Annotated in this window: 9 protein-coding genes; 6 read left to right on the top strand and 3 right to left on the bottom strand. The window is 68.9% G+C overall.

Annotated features, from left to right (window positions below; genetic code table 11):
* Positions 1-14 precede the first annotated feature (14 nt).
* A complete protein-coding gene (locus tag ACQPZQ_RS31270; protein ID WP_433286771.1) occupies positions 15-2,348 on the bottom strand; it encodes an aminotransferase class III-fold pyridoxal phosphate-dependent enzyme in 2,334 nt (777 codons plus the stop codon).
* A gap of 253 nt (positions 2,349-2,601) precedes the next feature.
* Here ACQPZQ_RS31270 and ACQPZQ_RS31265 point away from each other — a divergent pair, with 253 nt between their 5' ends.
* The gene (locus tag ACQPZQ_RS31265; RefSeq protein ID WP_433286769.1) at positions 2,602-3,570 is read left to right on the top strand and encodes a threonine/serine dehydratase; all 969 of its coding nucleotides are present in this window, start codon (positions 2,602-2,604) and stop codon (positions 3,568-3,570) included.
* An 82-nt stretch (positions 3,571-3,652) separates the two neighbouring features.
* Here ACQPZQ_RS31265 and acnA read toward each other — a convergent pair whose 3' ends face one another.
* Together acnA and rocD are read right to left on the bottom strand one after the other, a co-directional pair.
* Positions 3,653-6,208 carry an aconitate hydratase AcnA gene (acnA, locus tag ACQPZQ_RS31260; protein ID WP_433299438.1) on the bottom strand — a complete coding sequence of 852 codons (2,556 nt, stop codon included), beginning with the start codon at positions 6,206-6,208 and terminating at the stop codon, positions 3,653-3,655.
* 198 nt (positions 6,209-6,406) lie between these two features.
* Positions 6,407-7,633: an ornithine--oxo-acid transaminase gene (rocD, locus tag ACQPZQ_RS31255; RefSeq protein WP_433286767.1), complete on the bottom strand. Its 1,227-nt coding sequence runs from the start codon at positions 7,631-7,633 to the stop codon at positions 6,407-6,409.
* Between the two features lie 331 nt (positions 7,634-7,964).
* Here rocD and ACQPZQ_RS31250 point away from each other — a divergent pair, with 331 nt between their 5' ends.
* From ACQPZQ_RS31250 to ACQPZQ_RS31230, 5 genes are read left to right on the top strand one after another with little or no spacing between them, the layout of a single operon-like run.
* Positions 7,965-9,110, top strand: coding sequence for an ABC transporter substrate-binding protein (locus ACQPZQ_RS31250; RefSeq protein ID WP_433286765.1), 1,146 nt, complete (start codon positions 7,965-7,967; stop codon positions 9,108-9,110).
* Positions 9,107-10,891, top strand: coding sequence for an ABC transporter permease (locus ACQPZQ_RS31245; protein ID WP_433286762.1), 1,785 nt, complete (start codon positions 9,107-9,109; stop codon positions 10,889-10,891). Before ACQPZQ_RS31250 ends, ACQPZQ_RS31245 begins: the two co-directional genes overlap by 4 nt.
* Positions 10,884-12,011: an ABC transporter ATP-binding protein gene (locus ACQPZQ_RS31240; RefSeq protein ID WP_433286759.1), complete on the top strand. Its 1,128-nt coding sequence runs from the start codon at positions 10,884-10,886 to the stop codon at positions 12,009-12,011. The genes ACQPZQ_RS31245 and ACQPZQ_RS31240 overlap by 8 nt, the downstream gene beginning before the upstream one ends.
* A gap of 26 nt (positions 12,012-12,037) precedes the next feature.
* Positions 12,038-12,871 (top strand): alpha/beta hydrolase, encoded by an 834-nt coding sequence (locus ACQPZQ_RS31235; RefSeq protein WP_433286756.1) that lies wholly within the window; start codon positions 12,038-12,040, stop codon positions 12,869-12,871.
* Positions 12,832-13,476 (top strand): SGNH/GDSL hydrolase family protein, encoded by a 645-nt coding sequence (locus ACQPZQ_RS31230; RefSeq protein WP_433286753.1) that lies wholly within the window; start codon positions 12,832-12,834, stop codon positions 13,474-13,476. Before ACQPZQ_RS31235 ends, ACQPZQ_RS31230 begins: the two co-directional genes overlap by 40 nt.
* The last annotated feature ends 13 nt before the right edge of the window (positions 13,477-13,489 follow it).

The following is a 13,489-nucleotide window of genomic DNA, read 5'->3' as shown; positions in this document are numbered from 1 at the left end:
CTACCGCGCGGCTCTCACGTTCTCCCGGCTCGCAGGTCCGACAGCGCTCGGCGGAGCCCGTCGATGAACACATCGACGTGGGCAGGCTCCCAGACCAACGGCGGGCGGACCTTCAGAACATCGCCGCGCGGGCCGGTCGAGCCCGCAAGCACGCCATGTGCGACGAGCAGGTCGAGCAGGGAACGGGTCAGGGCTCTGGAGGTCGTCTCGCCGTCGGAGCGGATATCGATGCCGGCGAGCAGACCGACTCCGCGAACGTCGCCGAGCAACGGCTCGTCGGCGGCGAGCTCCCGGAGCCGCCTGCGCAGCTGGTTGCCGACCTCCACCGCCTGCTCGGGCAGGCCGGTGAGGTGCAGCACGTCGAGGACGGCGTGGCCGGCGGCGGCCGCGGCCGCCGTGGCGGCGAAGGTGGAGAAGTACTCGTACTTCCGGGCAAGGGCGTCGGCGATCTCGCGCCGCGTGACGACCGCGCCGATGGGATAACCGGCGCCCATCGGCTTGCCCAGCGTCACGATGTCCGGCGTGATGCCGGCGAACGCGAAGCGCCACAGCAGCGGGCCGCTGCGCCCGTACCCCGACTGGACTTCGTCCGCGAGGTACAGGGCGCCGACGGCGTGAGCGCCGTCGACGAGGCCCGCGGCGAATTCCGCGGGCACGTCGAGGATGCCTTCGGAGGTGAACTGCGAGTCGGCCAGCACGAGTGCCGGGCTGTCACCCGCGGAGCGCAGCGCCTCCGCGGCCCGCTCGATGCGCTGTGCCGCGGCGGCTCTGGTCAGCTCGCCCGCGGGACCGTGGGGCGCCGGGAACGTGGCGACGTGGTGCGGCCGATATCCGGGCGGCCACTCGTTCGAGCTCAGGTCGGCCATCCACTTCGACGATCCGTGGTACGCGTGCTCCGCGATGACGGCCGCGGTGGCGCCCGTGTACTCGGTGGCCAGCCGCCAGGCGAGCTCGTTGGCTTCGGTGCCGGACGTGGTGAACAGGCAGGTGTCCAGCTCGGCGGGCATCGTGGCCAGGACCCGCTCGGCGAGGTCGACCACGCCGGCATGGAGGTATCGCGAGTGGGTGTTCAGCACGGCCAGCTGCCGGCCGATCGCGTTGGTGACCGCGGGATGCGCGTGCCCGACGACGGCGACGTTGTTGTACGCATCCAGGTAGCGCGTGCCGCCGGGGGAGAAGAGCCAGGGCCCCTCACCACGGACGAGCTCGAGCGGTTGCCGGTAGAAGAGGGGCGACAGTCCGCCGCCCATCGCCTCGGCTCGGCGGCCAGGAAGGCTGTGGCCCGGTATGGCGTACGCGAGGTCGCGGGTGCCGGCCAAGCGCTCCATCCGGTGCGCGAGCTGCTCCGGACCGAGCTCACCGAGCACCTCCAGGACGCGCTCGCTGCCCCGGTCGTACTGGGTGATGTACCGATGGTTCTCCTGGTGGGGTCCGCGCCGGGTCGCCGACACCGCCAGTGTCGTCACCAAGCGGGCGATGACGAGTTCCCCGAGCAGGGTCACCTCGGCCGGCAGCAGGGCATGATGACGTTGGTAGCCACGGAGCACGGCGTCGGTGAGGCGCCAGATCGTCTCCGTGCCGGCGTCGCCCGTCGTCCGCAGCACCGACGCCAGGGTGGCGGCGAGGTCGCAGGCGGCGGCGGTGTGGTGCATGTCGCCGAAGTCGATCACGGCGGTGACCGTGCCCGAGTCGGCGAGCACGTTGGTGAGGGTGACGTCGCCGTGCTGGACGCCGGACGGAAGGACGCTGGTCGCGTCCAAGGCCGGTGCGACCCGGGCGGCGAGGTCCTGCAACGGGCCCGCTCCGATACCCGAACCGGCCAGCACCGTCGGCATCCGCCTGATGTCCCACATCAGGTCCCGTCCCGCCGCCGGGTGGAAGAAGCCCTGCAGCGCGACGGAGACACGGCCCGCGACGGCGCCGACCTGCTCGGCGAGTGCGGTGTCGATGGGCCGGCCTTCGAGTGGGCTCCCGGGCAGCAGCGTGATCAGCCGGGCCAGACAGTCGCGGCCGGTGTCGTCGGCCAGATGCACAACGGGCGTACCGGACCGCGCGACGACCGTGGTCGGAACCGGCAGCCCGGGATCCGAGGAATGGACGTGCGCGAGCGCGCGGACCTCCATGTCGATGACGTCGGACTGCTCGGCGGGGTTGGAGACCTTGAGGACGAACCGGCCGTCGACGAGGACGTTGAGGTCGCGTTCGCTGTCGAGCGGACGCAGGTCCGGGTCGGTCAGGTTCCAGTGGTCGTGCAGCACGTTCCGGAGACTGTCGGGGGAGAGAATCGGTGGGGGCTCGGTGAAGACATCGGTCGCCGGTTCGTCCGGGACAGCCGTCTCGGTGGTCATGATGCTGCTTCCTTCTTGGTTTCGAGTCCGTGTGCCCGCGTGTTCCGTAGCTGTTCAGCGCCGCTGTTTACGCCGTTCTCGGGCCGCGTCTTCCGGAAGATGGCCATACGATATAACATCGGTGATGCGAGACCAACCGCCTCGCGGCGCGCCGTACCGCGAGAGCGACGACGAGGTCCGGTCGGCGGCAGATCGATTCACGAGCTGGCCGGGCCGCACGAAATTACGTTCCTTCATTCCGAGGAGTTCGAGCGTGGTCACTCTGTTCGAGAGAATAATGGATGCGCACCAAGGCATTCGGCCCGACATTCCCGTGACACCGCTCGAACACAGCAAGCTTCTCTCCCGCGAGGCGGGGTGCGACGTCTGGCTGAAGGCGGAGCATCTGATGCCCACCGGCTCGTTCAAGGTCCGCGGCTCCGCGAACAAGATCCGTGCGCTCGGTGCGGACGCGAAGGGGTCGGGCGTGATCACCGCGTCCACAGGCAACCACGGGCTCGGGGTTGCTCGGGCCGGTGCGCTGTCAGGCGTCGATGTCACGGTCTACGTCAGCAACACGGCGGCGAGGTCGAAGATGGTCGCGATCGAGGCGCTGGGTGCGAAGCTCATCGTGATGGAAGGATCTCCGCTCGACTCGGAGATCGAGGCGCGCCGGCAGTCTGAGCTGCAAGGAAAGCCCTACGTCGCCCCCTACAACGATCTCGACACGATGGCCGGGCAGGGCACCGTGGGTGTCGAGCTGGCCGAGCAGGCTCCCCATCTCGACGCCGTGTTCATGTGTGTCGGCGGGGGCGGGCTCATCGGCGGCACGGGCACCGCGCTCAAGGCGCTCAGCCCCGCAACCCGCGTGGTCGGCGTGTGGCCGAAGGCGTCGACCTGCATGCTCGACTCGCTGAATGCCGGCCACATCATCGAGACGCCGGAGTATGAAACCCTCTCCGACGGCTCGGCCGGCGCGGTGGAACCGGGTTCTGTCACCTTCCCCGTCTGCCAGGAAGTGATCGACGACACGGTGACCGTCAGCGAAGCGGAAATCGCCCAGGCCATGCGCATGGTGGCCGAAGGCGAGCGGTGGATGATCGAAGGTTCGGCCGGCGTCGCGGTCGCCGGGCTGCTCCAGAAATCCTCGCAATACCGCGGCAAGAAGGTGGCGGTCGTGCTATGTGGCCGCAACATCGGGCTCGATATGTTTCTCGCCGCGATGGAGCGCGCACGAAACTGAGGTTATAACCACGAGGTCGCCACACTGACGTGCCTGGCGGGGCGGTCGGGATCGGATCGATCCCGACCGCTTGCCGTATTCGTCACGAGCCGTTGTTCGCTTGCTGGAGCCGTCGCAGAACGAGCTTCATCACTCCGCCGTTGTGGTAGATCTCGCGTTCGCGCTCGGTGTCGAGACGAACGATCGCGTCGAACTCGAGGTCGTCCGCTCGCACCCTCACCGTCGTCGCAGAGCCCAGGCCTGCAACTCCCCGGATCTCGATCACCTCGTGTCCGGTGAGCCCCAGCCGTCGCGCGCTCTCGCCCGGACGGAACTGAAGGGGCAGCACACCCATCCCGATCAGGTTCGAGCGATGGATCCGCTCGAAGGACTCGGCCAGCACAGCGCGAACGCCCAGCAGTGCCGGTCCCTTCGCCGCCCAGTCCCGCGACGAGCCGCTCCCGTACTGCGCACCGCCCACGATCACGAGGGGGGTGCCGGCCTCGCGGTAGGCCATGGCGGCGTCATAGACCGGACGCATCCGGCCGTCCTCCGCGAAGCTTCGCGTGAACCCGCCCTCCACGCCCGGTACGAGCTCGTTGCGCAGCCGGACGTTGGCGAACGTGCCGCGCATCATCACGTCGTGGTTTCCCCGCCGCGAGGCGTAGGTGTTGAAGGCGAACCGGTCCACCCCGTGCTCGGCGAGGTAGCGGCCCGCGGGGGAGTCGAGCGGAATCGCCCCGGCCGGTGAGATGTGGTCGGTCGTGACCGAATCGCCGAGCATCACCAGGACCCGTGCGCCCACGACGTCCGGAACCGGTTCGGGCTCGGCCGACATCCCCTCGAAGTAGGGCGGGCGCCGGAGGTAGTCGCTGTCCGGATCCCAGCCGAACCGATCGCCCGTGACCTGGCCCACGTTCTCCCAGCGAGCGTCACCGGTGAAGATCCCCGCATACGCGGCGGTGAACATCCCGGGCGTGATCACGGTGTCCATGACCTCGGCGACCTCGCTCGAAGAGGGCCACACGTCACTCAGGAACACCGGGGTTCCGTCCGGTGCGTGGCCGAGTGGATCGGCCGCCAGATCGGTCTCCATCGTGCCCGCGAGCGCGTAGGCGACGACGAGTGGCGGCGACGCGAGGTAGTTCATCCGCACGTCCGGGTTGATCCGTCCGGCGAAGTTCCGGTTGCCGGACAGCACCGAGACCACCGTGAGCCCGTCGGTCCTCGCCGCGTCCTGCACCTGCCGGACGAGCGGGCCGGACGCACCGATGCATGTCATGCAGCCGTATCCGGCGAGGTGGAACCCCAGCTGTTCCAGGAACGGCGTGAGTCCGGCGGCAGCCAGGTAGTCGGTCACCACCCGCGATCCGGGTGACAGCGTCGTCTTGACCCACGGCTTGCTCAGGAGCCCGCGCTGCGCCGCGTTGCGCGCGAGCAGGGCGGCAGTCACCATCACCGAGGGGTTCGACGTGTTGGTGCACGACGTGATCGCCGCGATCCCCACGATGCCGTGGCGCAGCTCGCGTTCGGAGCCGTGCAGGATCACCGGGACAGCCATCGCCGGGTCCGCCCCGGGCGACGCCTCGGCGAGCGCCCCGCGGAATCGCGACGGGGCATCGGACAGCGGAACCCTGTCCTGCGGGCGGGACGGTCCGGCAAGCGACGGCCGCACGTCCGTCAGGTCGAGCTCGACGGTCTCCGAGTAGTCGGCCACGACGTCCGGCCGGTGCCAGAGCCCTTGAGCCTGCGCGTACGCCTCGGTGAGCGCCACCCGCTCCGCCGTGCGTCCGGTGAAGCGCAGGTACCGGATCGTCTCCTCGTCGATCGGGAAGTACGCGCACGTCGAGCCGAACTCCGGACTCATGTTCGCGATCGTCGCCCGGTCGGGAACGGACAGCCGCCGTACTCCCTCCCCGTAGAACTCGACGAACTTGCCCACCACCCCGTGCGCACGCAACATCTCGGTGATCGTCAGCACGAGATCGGTTGCGGTGGCTCCGTCCGGGAGGGCGCCGGTGAGCCGGACCCCGACGACCCGTGGCAGCAGCATGTTGACGGACTCGCCGAGCATGGCCGCCTCGGCGTCGATCCCGCCGATGCCCCAGCCCAGGACACCGATCCCGTTCACCATCGTGGTGTGGGAGTCGGTGCCCACGCAGATGTCGGGATACGCCCACCCCCGGTCGGCCACGACGACGCGGGCGAGGTGCTCCAGGTTGACCTGGTGCATGATCCCCTTGCCCGGAGGCACCACGTCGAAGTTGCGCAGTGAGGTCTGCCCCCAGCGCAGGAATCGGTAGCGCTCGGCATTGCGTTCGTACTCGATCTCGACGTTGCGCTCGAAGGCGTCCGGCGAGCCGAACACGTCCGCGATCACCGAGTGATCGACCACGAGCTCGACGGGAATCTGCGGGTTCACCGACGTGGCATCACCCCCGATCTCGTGCATCGCGTCGCGCATGGCCGCGATGTCGGCGATGCTCGGCACACCGTTGGTGTCGTGCATGAAGACGCGGGCCGGGTGGATGTCGACGGCGGCGGAGAACGCGTGCTCGGATCCCCACGCGAGCACGGCCTCCACCTGGTCGCGCGTCACGCGGCGGCCGTCCTCGTTGCGCAGCAGGTTCTCGAGCAGGACGCGGATGGTGTACGGCATCCGAGGGGGCGCGAGGTCGCCGATGCGGGCGATCCGATAGTGATTCGAGCCCACCCGGAGCTCGCCGAACGTGTCGAAGCTGTCGAGGCGGCCGGCGAGATTCCCACACGATGGTTCAGCCACGGGTGATCCGTCGGGACGCGGGTGACGCCCACATGCCGGAGTCGGCAGGGCGTCTCGGTAGGAGGGGACCGGGGGTCACCGGTTCACGACCTGCTCGAGCGCGTCCAGCCCGCGATCGAGCTCCGGCTCGGTGATCACCAGCGGGGGAGCGAGGCGGAGCGTGCGCTCGTGGGTCTCCTTGCACAGCACCCCGCGGCTCATGAGCGCCTCCGATGCGTCCCTGCCGCTCGGCCCGGCCGCCGGCAGGTCCACGCCGGCCCAGAGGCCGCGACAACGCACAGCCTCGACCCCGTTGCCCACCAGCGCGGTGAGCCGGTCGTGCAGGTGCGCGCCGAGCACCCTGGCCCGTTCCTGGAACTCGCCAGTGGCCAGCAGCCGGACGACCGAGCGGCCGACCGCGCAGGCCAGTGGGTTGCCGCCGAACGTCGAGCCGTGCTCGCCGGGGCGCAGGACATCCAGCACGTCGGCCCGGCCCACCAGCGCCGACACCGGCAGGATGCCACCGCCGAGTGCCTTGCCCAGCGTGTAGAGGTCGGCGCGGACGCCTTCGTGGTCGAGCGCGAGCACCCGCCCCGTTCGCGCCAGCCCGGACTGGATCTCGTCGGCGATCAGCAGCGCGCCCGCCTCGTCGCAGAGCCTTCGAGCTTCTGCGAGGTAGCCGGCAGGCGGGATGATCACGCCCGCCTCGCCCTGGATCGGTTCCAGCAGGACGGCCGCCGTCCGCTCCGAGATGGCCTTGGCCAGTGCGGCGGAGTCTCCGAACGGCACGACGACGAACCCTGGTGTGAACGGGCCGAAGTCCGCGCGGGCGGTGCGGTCGGTCGAGAACGACACGACCGTGGTGGTCCGGCCGTGGAAGTTCGACGCCGCGACGACGATCTCGGCCGTGCCGTCCGGGACCCCCTTCACGCGGTAGGCCCACTTGCGCGCGACCTTGATCGCGGACTCCACGGCCTCCGCGCCGGAGTTCATCGGCAGCACCTTCTCCGTGCCGGTCAGCGCGGCGAGCTCCTGACAGAACAGGCCGAACTGGTCGTGGTGGAACGCCCGCGAAGTGAGCGTGACGCGACCGAGCTGCTCGACGGCCGCCGCCACGAGCGCGGGGTGGCGGTGGCCGAAGTTCAGCGCCGAGTACCCGGACAGGAAGTCGAGGTGGCGCCTGCCCGCGACGTCGGTGACCCAGGCGCCCTCGGCGTGGGCGATCACCACCGGCAGGGGGTGGTAGTTGTGCGCGCTCCACCGCTCGTCGAGCGCGATGAGATCAGTGCTGGTCGTCGGCTGGCCGTCGGCGAACGTGGTCATGTCGCCAAGGTTATAACCTCGTTGCCGGGTTCGGCGTGAGCTGTGCGTCATGCGCTGTGGCTTCGCCGGCACATGGCTGCCCCTGCACCGGCGGCGCGATGGCGATCAACTCGGTCGTGGAAGAGACGTTGAACTGCGAGTACCGCCTAAGGAGGGCGTGTCGTCGCTCGCGACTCCGGTGTTCGAGCCGAGGCGAACGGTTCGGCGCGGTCCGGCGCCGAGGGACGAATCTTGTAACGACCCCGTTTCGATCTTCCGTGCCGGAGTCTGTGCTGTCTTAGGTTATAACCTTCCTGACCGACAGAGCGGTCACGACTCCCAGAGGTGTGAGATGTTCGAGCGAGCACGATGGTCCCGGCGGGTGGGCGTCGTCGCGGTGGCTGCGGCGTTGCTCGCGGTGGCCTCCTGCGCGAGCGCGCCCGCTGCGCCGCCCAACCCGATCGCCGTTGAGCAGGTGCCCGACTACTACCCCGCGGACTACCAGCAGATCATCGAGGGGTCCAAGGCCGAGGGCGGCGAGCTCGTGATCAACTCGGGCACCGCGAAGGAGAACTGGGCGCCGATCTTCCGCGACTTCCAGAAGAAGTACCCGTGGGTCGAGTCGATCCTGGCCAAGGAGAGCGGCGCGGAGGGGTACCAGCAGCTGCTCAACGAGATCGCCACCGACTCGGTGCAGACCGACCTCATGGTCGTGAGCTCGTCGCAGGGATGGAACGAGTTCGCCGCGCACGAGGGCGCCCTGGCCGAGTACCGGTCCCCCGAGCTGGGCCACCTGCCGGAGTTCGCCGAGCTCCTCCCGAACGTCTACGCCATGTCGCTCGATCCGATGGGCATGGTCTACAACACCGCGCTGATCAGCAACGACCTGACAAGCCTCGGCGATCTGGCCGACTATGCGGCCGCCCACCCGGGCGAGCTCGACGGGAAGGTCGTGGTCCGGGACGGATCGACCCCGTTCGGGTTCACCGTGGCCTACGCGTGGACGGAATTGAACCCGAAGAACCCCGATGCCAAGGCCACGTTCGAGAAACTCCTGCCGCTCTCGCGCGCGGAGACCTCGTCCGGCATCCAGATCGAGAAGATCCTCGCGGGCGAGTACGCGGCGGGCTTCCTGATCAGCAGCGCGCTCGGATACGAGCAGGAAGAGCGCAGCGGCGGCCTCGTCAAGTTCGTCCTGCCGAAGGACGGCACGCTCCTGCTCGGCCGCGGCGCCGGGATCATCGGGAAGGCGCCCCACCCGAACACGGCACGCCTCTTCCTGGACTTCGTGCTCTCCGACGAGGGGCAGCGCGCCGTGGCCGAAGGCGGCCTCACCGCCTACCGCGACGGCATCGCAGGCACGCAGGGCCTGCGGTCCTACCAGGACCTCGTCAAGGAGGCCGGCGAGGACTCGATCGTCGTGGTGCCGTTCGACATGGTCCCGCAGGCCGAGGTCGAGCAGTACATCGCCCGGTTCGACGAGCTGCTCCCGGGATGAGCCCGAACCAGACGGAGGAGGGTGTCCGGCCCGCGGCCGGGACGCGCCCCTCCTCGTCGCTCCCGCCGCCGCGGTACCGGCGCGTTCTCGGCGTCGACCGGAGCCGGCTGCTCCAGTACGCGACGCTCGTCGTCCTGGCGGTCCTCGTCGTCGCCCCGATCGCGCCGATCCTCTACCAGTCGGTGATCGACCGGCCCCTCCACGAGACCGGGCAGATCTTCACGCTCGGCAACTTCGCCGCCCTCTTCTCCGAGGCCGGATTCGGTGAGGTGATCCTCAACACGGCCGTGCTGGCCGTGCTGACCACGGTGCTGACACTGGTCATCGCGGTGCCGATGGCCGTGCTCGTGGTGCGGACCGCGCTGCCGTTCGGCCAGGTGCTGGGCCTGTCGATGCAGTGGCCGTTCTACATCTCGTCGCTGATCCTCGGGTTCGGCTGGATCACGATGTACGGGCCGGCCGGGTTCGTCAGCACCGAGGTCCGGGAACTGATCGGGTTCGTGCCGTGGAACCTCTACAGCCTGCCCGGCATGGCGTTGACCGAGGCTGTCGCCCTGGCGCCCGTCACGTACGTCTTCTGTGCGAACGCGCTGCGGCAGGCCGACGCCGCGCTCGAGAGCGCGGCTCAGGTGTGCGGCGCGAAGCCACTGAGGATCATCTTCACGGTCGTCGTGCCCATGCTCCGGCCGCCGGTCGTCTACGCAACGATCCTGACGTTCAGCACGTCCATCGAGTCCCTCAGCGTGCCGCTGCTGTACGGCACCTCGACCAACATCAGGGTCTTCTCGACGTTCCTCTACACCAACGGGCTCGAGTCGATCTCGCCCGACTACGGGGTGCTCGGCGCGGCGTCGATGATCATCCTGGTCGTGACGTTCGGGCTGGTCTTCCTGCAGGCCAGGGTCTTGACGAAGGCCCAGCGGTTCATCTCGGTCCGCGGCAAGGCAACGCGTCCGCGCCGCCTCGAGCTCGGGTGGGTGAAGTGGGCGGGGGCCGTGCTCGTCACGATCTATGTCCTCTTCGGCGCAGCGATACCGATCCTCGGGCTGGTGTTCCGGTCGTTCACCCTGGTCTTCACGCCGATGCAGAACCCGTTCCGGACACTGACGCTGGACAACTACGCCGACATCTTCAGCTTCGACGACTACGTCCGGTCCATCACGAACAGCCTGACGGTCGCGGTGGTCGGTGCCGTGGCGGTGAGCGCGCTCGCGCTGATCGCGGTGATCGTCGCCCGCCGATCGACGTTCCGGTTCCGGCGGGCCGTGGAGTACCTGGCGTTCGCGCCACAGGCGATCCCGGGAATCATCGTCGGGATCGGCTTCTTCTGGGCGTTCGCCCTGCTGCCCCACAGCGGACCGCTGGGGGCCATCGTCCAGGGCAGTCTCGTGGGCGTGGTCATCGTGTTCGGTTTCGGCGCGGTGCCCACCGCGTTCAGCTCGATCGCCTCGTCGATCACCCAGATCGGGTCGGAGCTGGACAATGCGGCGCGCACGTCCGGGGCGGACTGGGTGGGGGCGTTCGCCCGGATCCTGTGGAGGCTCCTGATACCCGCCTTCGTCGGCGCGATGATCCTGACGTTCGTCGCGCTTCTCAAGGCGTACGCGTCTGCGCTGTTCATCGCCTCTCCTGACTCCGAGGTCATCGGTACGACGATGCTCGTCCTCTGGACCGAGGGGCAGACCGGATCGGTTGCCGCGCTCGCCACCCTGCAGATCGCCATCACGGCGGCGGTCGTCGCGGTGGCGGGCCGGTTCATGAAGGGACACGCACATGCCTGAGGTACGTCTGTCCGGCGTATCGAAGTCCTTCGGCGACGTGGCCGCGCTGGACGCGGTCGACTTCACGATCCGCGAAGGCGAGTTCTTCACGCTGCTCGGCCCGAGTGGCTGCGGCAAGTCCACCACGCTGAACTGCATCGCCGGGCTCGAGCAGCCCAGTACGGGCAGCATCACGGTCGGCGGGACGCCGTTCGTCGACGTGCAGGGCGGCCTCTACGTCCCGCCGGAGGAGCGCAACCTCGGCATGGTCTTCCAGTCGTACGCGCTCTGGCCCCATATGACCGTCCGGCAGAACCTCGCCGTTCCCCTCTCCATCCGCAGGGTTACACGCCACGACAAGGCCGAGCTCATCCGCGAGGCGCTCGACAAGGTGGGCCTCGCGCACCTCGAGGACAGGTACCCGCACGAGCTCTCCGGCGGGCAGCAGCAGCGGGTCGCGCTCGCGCGAGCCCTCGTGTACTCGCCGTCGGTGCTCCTGCTGGACGAGCCGCTGTCGAACCTCGACGCGAAGCTGCGGGAACAGGCCCGAGCCTGGCTCAAGCGCCTTCAGGAGGATCTCGGCATCACCACGGTCTACGTGACGCACGACCAGGACGAGGCACTCTCGCTGAGCGACCGGATCGCGGTCATGTTCGACGGGCGGATGACGCAGATCGGCACCCCCACCGAGATCTACGACACGCCGGCCACCCCTCACGTGGCTGCTTTCGTCGGGAGCTGCAACTTCTTGATCGGGAAGGTCGTCGAATCGCGAGCCGGAGTCGTGCACGTGCGACTCGAGAGCTCGGGTTCGGTCGTCCACGTCGCGGCGTCGAACGTGTTCGAGCCGGGCCAGGACGTCACGCTGGCGATCCGGCCGGAGCGGCTGTCGATCATCCCGGGCCAGCGCGGGTCCACGGATGCCAACGTGCTCGACACCGATGTGCTCACCCGGTCATACGTCGGTTCCCGGTTCGAATACGACCTACGGCTCGGCCGGAACGTGGTCAAGGTCGTCACGCAGGACGGCACGTTGGCGGGCGACGTGCGACTGGTGTTCGGCCCGGACGACGCCCTGCTGTACCCGGACATCTCCATCCCGTCGGCCGAGGCGCAGCAGCTCTCGACCGTGTCCGCATGATCCATCTGCCACGACAGGAGCAGGCGATGACAGGCAGCGATCCCCGGAGTTCGGCCGAGCACTTCTTCACCGGCGCCACCACCACGATCGCGGCACAGGCGGACCAGCGATTCAGCTACAGCCTCTACATCCCGAAGCGCCAGGCCGGTGACGCCGAGCGGTACCGGCTCGTGGTGATGCAGCACGGCACCGCGCGCATTGCCACGCGGTACCGGGACGCGATGATCGGTTTCGCCGAGGAGCAGCGTGTCGTCGTTCTCGCGCCGTTGTTCCCTGCGGGGATCATCGACCCGGACGACCTGCACAACTTCAAGTTCCTGGAGTACCGCGGCATCCGGTTCGACCTCGTGCTCCTCGCGATGATCGACGAGGTGAGCCGCCGGGTACCGCTTCAGACCGAGCGGTTCCTGCTGCACGGGTTCTCCGGAGGCGGCCAGTTCGCACATCGCTTCCTGTACGCACATCCGCAGCGGCTCCTCGCCGCGTCGATCGGCGCACCTGGCCGCGTGACGTTGCTCGACGACACGACGCCGTGGTGGCTGGGGACCAAGGACTTCGTGAAGATCTTCGGCGCGGCACCCGACATCGCAGAGATCAGGAAGGTGCCGATCCAGCTCGTTGTCGGGGACCTCGACGTCGAGGGCTGGGAGATCAACAACCAGTACGACTCCAACTGGGTCCCGGGACTCGAGAAGCAGGGAAAGACCAGGATCGAGCGGCTGCAGACGCTGCAGAAGAACCTGGACGACCACGGCATCGCCACCCGGTTCGACCTCGTCCCCGGTGCGGCGCACCAAGGACTCAAGATGATCGACGTGGTGTGCGAGTTCTTCGCGTCCGTCCTCGCGAGGCAGTCCTGACCAGCACGGGGCCGGTTGCGGGCGGCACCGGCACGCCGGATGGTCCGCAGACGACGTGCGTGATGCTCTTCGGCGACAGCATGCTCGCCCGCTTCACGAAGCCGCGCATCCAGCATCTCGAACATGAGCTCGGCGGGGCCGCGACCGTCTACAACTGCGCCACGGGCGGCTGGGACAGCTCCGACGGCGCGGCACGGGCGGCGCTCCTCGGCCGGATCGGCTGGGACACCGTGGTGCTGTCGTTCGGTGGCAACGACTGCGCCCCGTGGAAGCGCGTGGCGACCGACCGTTTCGCCGCCAACATGGCCACGATCGCTGACGCCTTCGCCGGCACGCGCCTCGTGGCGTTCCTCCCGCCGGTGATCGAGGAGATCGAGAAGCCCGGGCTGGGTTCGAGGAGCAACCGCGAGCTCGACGAGTACCGCGAGATCCTGCGGTCCGTCGTCGGCGCCGATGCGTGCCTCGACACGGACCGGATCCTCGCGCCGGACGCCGGTGCCCGCGGCCTCGAACCGGACGGGCTGCACCTCACGGAGGACAGCTACACCCTCCTGATACCGACGCTCGCGCGCGTGATCGGGCGCGGGTTCGGCCAACCACAGTGAGACCAGAAAGCTG

The organism is Pseudonocardia sp. CA-142604, assembly GCF_050948475.1.
Taxonomy (GTDB): Bacteria; Actinomycetota; Actinomycetes; order Mycobacteriales; family Pseudonocardiaceae; genus Pseudonocardia; species Pseudonocardia alaniniphila.
This window is presented reverse-complemented; position numbering and strand designations above follow the sequence as displayed.

Bases quoted from the DNA above. Each gene is read 5' to 3' on its own strand.
- ACQPZQ_RS31270 (WP_433286771.1), bottom strand. From the start codon at position 2,348: ATGACCACCGAGACGGCTGTCCCGGACGAACCGGCGACCGATGTCTTC.
- acnA (WP_433299438.1), bottom strand. From the start codon at position 6,208: ATGCCGTACACCATCCGCGTCCTGCTCGAGAACCTGCTGCGCAACGAG.
- rocD (WP_433286767.1), bottom strand. From the start codon at position 7,633: ATGACCACGTTCGCCGACGGCCAGCCGACGACCAGCACTGATCTCATC.
- ACQPZQ_RS31250 (WP_433286765.1), top strand. From the start codon at position 7,965: ATGTTCGAGCGAGCACGATGGTCCCGGCGGGTGGGCGTCGTCGCGGTG.
- ACQPZQ_RS31245 (WP_433286762.1), top strand. From the start codon at position 9,107: ATGAGCCCGAACCAGACGGAGGAGGGTGTCCGGCCCGCGGCCGGGACG.
- ACQPZQ_RS31240 (WP_433286759.1), top strand. From the start codon at position 10,884: ATGCCTGAGGTACGTCTGTCCGGCGTATCGAAGTCCTTCGGCGACGTG.
- ACQPZQ_RS31235 (WP_433286756.1), top strand. From the start codon at position 12,038: ATGACAGGCAGCGATCCCCGGAGTTCGGCCGAGCACTTCTTCACCGGC.